Genomic DNA, 4,629 nt, shown 5'->3' with positions numbered 1-4,629 from the left:
GCATGGCCCAAGTCCGGCGCGCTGTCCGGTCGGCCGACCGCCGCGGTGCGCGCAGCGGTGCGGCCGCTGAAGCGGGGGCGAACGCGTCCTCCACGATGAAGCCGCCGAGCAGCGGGCGGGGAGCACGGTCGCGAGCGGCGCGGCCGCCGATCCGCCCCCCACGCGGCTGCCAGCCCAGCAGCATCCAGCCCAGGGCCGCCTGCATCGGGGCGCGGCCCCGGATCTTCGGACGGCGTACCGCCCAGATCGCCAGCAACCAGGCCACGATCGGGACGGGACCCATCCACGACCACCACGGGATCGTCTTGACCAGAAGGAAACCGCCGCCGACGGCGACCGCGATCTGCGCAGGGGTGTACGGGCCGAGCGGGATGCGCCAGTCCGCCACCTTTCCCAGCACCCAGGGATGCCGGCGGGCGGCGGTGTAGAAACGCCCCACCCGCTCCGCGGCTGCCGCGCTCACAGCCACCCTCCCGTACCGGCGGAGTGCTCGCGCGAAGCCGGATCGGAACTGCGCACGATGCCGGGGGTGGCGGGTGCGCCCTTGGCCGGGTTCTTCACCTCGTCCTCGAACATGTCCGCCAGGTCGTTGCGGGAGTTGTACAGACCCAGCGCGATGATCATCAGCAGGAGCGCGCCGATTCCCGCCTTCAGGCTGAACTTCTGGATCATGATCACGACGACGAGGCAGACCAGACCGGTCTGCAGACCCTTGGTCGCCCAGTCCTTGAACATGGTGATCCACGAGTCGCCGAGGTTGTCGAGCTGCCCGGCGAGCATCAGGCTCTGCACGGTGTTCACCGGGCACCCCCGTCCTGGGCGGAGCCGGACTGAAGCGCGGCAACTTCCCACCGGCCCGAGCGGGCCTTGAGGACGAGCTCGTAGCCCAGCGGCCACTGCCCGTCCTGGTCCCGGGCTTCCACCTGGGTGAGGATGCGCACCGTGGTGCCGTCGGCCGGCACCTGCTCGGCAGCGGCCGCCGCCTCGACAGCGAGGACCTGCTGCACCGTGACCGTCGTGTACGGGGCCGGGGTAACGGCCGACAACTTCACTCCGGGCGCGAGGTAGCGGCTCACCTCCCCCGTACCGGTCAGGTACGCGGAAAGGAACTCCCCGACCGCGGACGTCACATCCCCATCAGTGACGGTCACCCCGTACGGCGACTTCGGTGCCTCAGCCCGTGCCAGTCCGGTCACCACACCGGGCGCGCCGGTCACCGTGAACGAGCTGCCCGCGCGGTCGGCGGCCACCGGAACGGCGTAGTTGCGCACCCGGCCGTCGGAGTACTGCGCAGCCACTGTCACCGACCACGTGCCACCCTCACGCTGCCCACTGCGCACCGCCATCACGGACTCCGGCTTCGACTGCGCACCAGCGGCCGGGTCGGGCAGTTCGACGTCCGGCGCCATCGACTGCGCAAGACGGGCCTGCGCACTCGTGGCGTCATCCGCGCTGCTCCGGAGCCACGCACTGACGAACAGCTGCGCATAGCCAGCCGGGTCGGCGGTGTCCGCCACGGTGCGCACGGCTGTGGGCTTGGGCGGGGTGGCCGCCTCGACGACGGACGGGGAGGAGGTGATGGCGACACCCAGGGCGATCGGCCCGGCCGCGACGGCGATCCAGGCCGCCAGACGCGAAAGGCGTACGCGACGCCGCATCGCTTCCAGCGCGACGCCCGCAGCCATCGGAGCATTGGCCTCGCTCTCCGAGGCCTGCTTGCCAGGAGGCATGTTCAAACTCCCAGGTCAGAACGACTGTTGCTGACCTTGAGAAAACCCGCCGACCCCGACCCGACCACCGACCACAAGACCCCGACCACGGTCACGATGGGGACACAAGGTCCGTGGTCGGGATCATGGTCGGCCCGACCACAGCCCCGACCACGGCTCGTCCATGACCGGGCGAGAGACCCCAGCCGGTGACGGACGTGCGGGCCGAACGGATCGCGGTGATGCGCTCCCAGAGCCGTTGAGCAGACGGCGGCAGCGGCTGCCCAGGCAGGCGGCTGCGTACTGCGGCACAAGACTGCGCAGCCGGACAAGCCGGAGCCGCACTCCCGGTTGCGCAGGCGCTCGCCCCGAGCCGACTGCGCACGAGCCTCGCCCGTCGCGCAGCGCGTGCACACTCAAAGGTTGACGGCTGCGCAACCGTGCTGCGTAACACGAGCAGGGAGCCGATGCGCACCCGCCGGTCGGCCCGACCATGAGCCCGACCACGGCACCTGGACAGGCATGTTGCCGGATCGTGTCCGTTGGTCGGGGCTGGTGGCCGTCAGCCTGGTCGGGATCGGCGGGTGAGCTGACGACATGGCACACACGCACGCTCCCGCACCCGAGCCCTCCGCTCACCCCACCTCGGTGGGGCCGGCGGGCCTCCACGGCAGCCATGCGCTGTCTGCCTCGGGTCGGACGCGATGAGCGGCTTCGGGGCCGGGGTCCGCCGTGGGGTGATGGCGGCGGATCAGTTCACGCAGATCGCCAACGGGCTGTTCCGTGACGGCCGGATCTCGTACCGGGCGAAGGGGCTCTTCGGCTACATCAGCACCCACCGGGACGGCTGGCAGGTGACCATCGCCGCCCTGGCCGTTCTGGGGCCCGACGGACGCGACGCGGTGCGTGCGGGGCTGAAGGAACTGGAGACGTACGGCTATCTGGTCCGCGATCGCCTGCGCCGCCAGAACGGCACGCTCGGTGAGATCGTCTACTCCATCACCGACCGCCCCGCCGCGACGGACGTCGGCGCAGTCGATGCGGCCCCCGTGTCCATCCCGCGTGTCGGCCGCAAGGCCGCGTACGGGGCCGGGATCCGGCGTGGGGTGATGGCCGGGGATCAGTTCACGCAGATCGCCAACGGGCTGTTCCGTGACGGCCGGATCTCGTACCGGGCAAAGGGGCTCTTCGGCTACATCAGCACCCACCGGGACGGCTGGCAGGTAACCGTCGCCAACCTGGCCCGCCACGGCCGCGAGAGCGGGGACGCGGTGACAACCGGGCTGAAGGAGCTGGAGAAGCACGGATTCCTGCAGCGTGACCGCGACCGCAACCCAGACGGCACGCTCGGCCGGGCGCTGTACTTCATCACCGACCTGCCCAGCCTGCAAAACACCAGGTCACAACCAGAGTCGGGTTTTCCAGGATTGGCTGGCCCAACGTTGGCTGATCTCGGCACTAAGAACACCAACAGAAAGAAGACCAACAAGCAGAACACCAGCCCCATCCCTCCGTGCAACCGCGGCGAAACCGCGCGGACCCACGGACAGACAGGCCAGCTGGACGCGCCGCCGGCGGATGAGATGCATCCGGGCATCCGGCTGCTCCTCGACATCGGCGCGAGCCGTCCCGAACTACTGCTGGCCGGGAAGCCCCTGACCGACCAGGGCCGCGTCGTGACCCTGATGATGGACGCCGGCTGGAGCCCCGCCCAGCTGCGCCACGTCATCACCGACCGGCCCCTGCCGCACCTGGTGCGTACCACGGTCGGCGCGATCATCGCCGCCCGCCTGCGCGCGGCCCAGGCCTACCCGCCGCCCGCCACCGTGGCAGACCACCACACGCCCGGGCCGGACGAGCCCTTCGCGCTGTCGACCACCGAACGGTCCTCGACGGCGTCCGCTGCACGAACAGTGAGCGAGGCCCTCACCTACCGGGCCCTCGTCGAATGCGCCGACTGCGGCCTACCCGGAACCGCCCCCGGCGAAGGCCTCTGCCCGACCTGCCTCGGATGGCCGCTGTGCCACACCTGCCCGGGGCCAGCTCCCCGGCGCGCCCACCCCGACGGCGACGGCCGCTGCGCGACCTGCACCTCCGCCGTCGCTGATCAACCCGAAGGAAGCAGCTCATGACAGACACGCTCCCCTTCGTCGACCCGGCCGACGCAGACCAGCCTCGCAGGCACGACCGGCCGTTGGGCCCGGACCCGCCTGGCACCCGGCAGACGACATAACCAGTACCTCACCACACGCCCGGCACGTCACCGCTGAAAGGAACCCATCTCATGCCCCAGCCCGAGCCCGGCCCCGCAGCCCGCACTCCGGACGTCTACCTGCTCTTCGCACACGAGCCGTACTACCCCGGCCCCGGCACCCAGGAGATCAACACCACCGTGGTGGCCGCCGACACCCTGCTCCACCCGCAGGTGCACCAGCCCGACGGCACCCGAATCCACGACCTCCTCACCCAAGGACGGCAGCCAGGCGCTATCATCCCCCTGGCCAGCCTCACCCACGAACTCAACGGTGGCGCCGACTGGTCGACGGTCGGCGACTGGGAACGCGTCACCACCGACCTGGTGCAGCTCGTGCAGACGAAGATGTGCGATGCCCTCAGCCTCGGACTACCCGAAATCGCCCGGGCCCTGATCTGCACCGGCCCGGACAACCAGGTGCGGGCCTTCGACGCCGCGGCAGGGAACCTCATCGCCTACGGGCCGGACGACCGCGCCCAAGTCCTGGCCAAGATCGGCATGCTCCTCACCGGCATCGCGACCGAGCAGCCTCTCTGGCCGGGCGACGGGCTCCTGCCGCCGCTGTGCCAGAGCGCCTGACGACGTAGCCGACCGCCGGCGCTGTTGGCAACCACACCCCTGACCGTACGGACAAACACCTGCGTCCCCAGGAGATATGTACTTTTG

5 protein-coding genes are annotated in these 4,629 nt (G+C 70.6%); 2 read left to right on the top strand and 3 right to left on the bottom strand.

The window, feature by feature from the left end:
- The 3 genes from ACWGI8_RS39995 to ACWGI8_RS39985 form a co-directional block, all read right to left on the bottom strand.
- On the bottom strand, positions 1 to 463 hold a 463-nt coding region (locus tag ACWGI8_RS39995), incomplete at its 3' end, for a hypothetical protein (protein WP_453668358.1).
- A complete protein-coding gene (locus ACWGI8_RS39990) occupies positions 460 to 801 on the bottom strand; it encodes a hypothetical protein (protein WP_453668357.1) in 342 nt (113 codons plus the stop codon). The genes ACWGI8_RS39995 and ACWGI8_RS39990, both read right to left, overlap by 4 nt.
- Positions 798 to 1,730 carry a conjugal transfer protein gene (locus ACWGI8_RS39985; RefSeq protein WP_453668356.1) on the bottom strand — a complete coding sequence of 311 codons (933 nt, stop codon included), beginning with the start codon at positions 1,728 to 1,730 and terminating at the stop codon, positions 798 to 800. Before ACWGI8_RS39985 ends, ACWGI8_RS39990 begins: the two co-directional genes overlap by 4 nt.
- 683 nt (positions 1,731 to 2,413) lie before the next feature.
- On the opposite strand from ACWGI8_RS39985, the gene ACWGI8_RS39980 reads away from it, so the two are divergent.
- The gene (locus tag ACWGI8_RS39980) at positions 2,414 to 3,841 is read left to right on the top strand and encodes a hypothetical protein (protein ID WP_453668355.1); all 1,428 of its coding nucleotides are present in this window, start codon (positions 2,414 to 2,416) and stop codon (positions 3,839 to 3,841) included.
- 152 nt (positions 3,842 to 3,993) lie between these two features.
- The gene (locus tag ACWGI8_RS39975; RefSeq protein ID WP_453668354.1) at positions 3,994 to 4,542 is read left to right on the top strand and encodes a hypothetical protein; all 549 of its coding nucleotides are present in this window, start codon (positions 3,994 to 3,996) and stop codon (positions 4,540 to 4,542) included.
- Positions 4,543 to 4,629: the final 87 nt, after the last annotated feature.

Source organism: Streptomyces sp. NPDC054841 (assembly GCF_053611045.1).
Note: the sequence above shows the minus strand (reverse complement) of the source record. Positions and strands in the feature narration are given on the sequence as shown.

Coding starts and splice junctions, on each gene's coding strand:
- ACWGI8_RS39985 (WP_453668356.1), bottom strand. CDS start 1,730: ATGCCTCCTGGCAAGCAGGCCTCGGAGAGCGAGGCCAATGCTCCGATG.
- ACWGI8_RS39980 (WP_453668355.1), top strand. CDS start 2,414: ATGAGCGGCTTCGGGGCCGGGGTCCGCCGTGGGGTGATGGCGGCGGAT.
- ACWGI8_RS39975 (WP_453668354.1), top strand. CDS start 3,994: ATGCCCCAGCCCGAGCCCGGCCCCGCAGCCCGCACTCCGGACGTCTAC.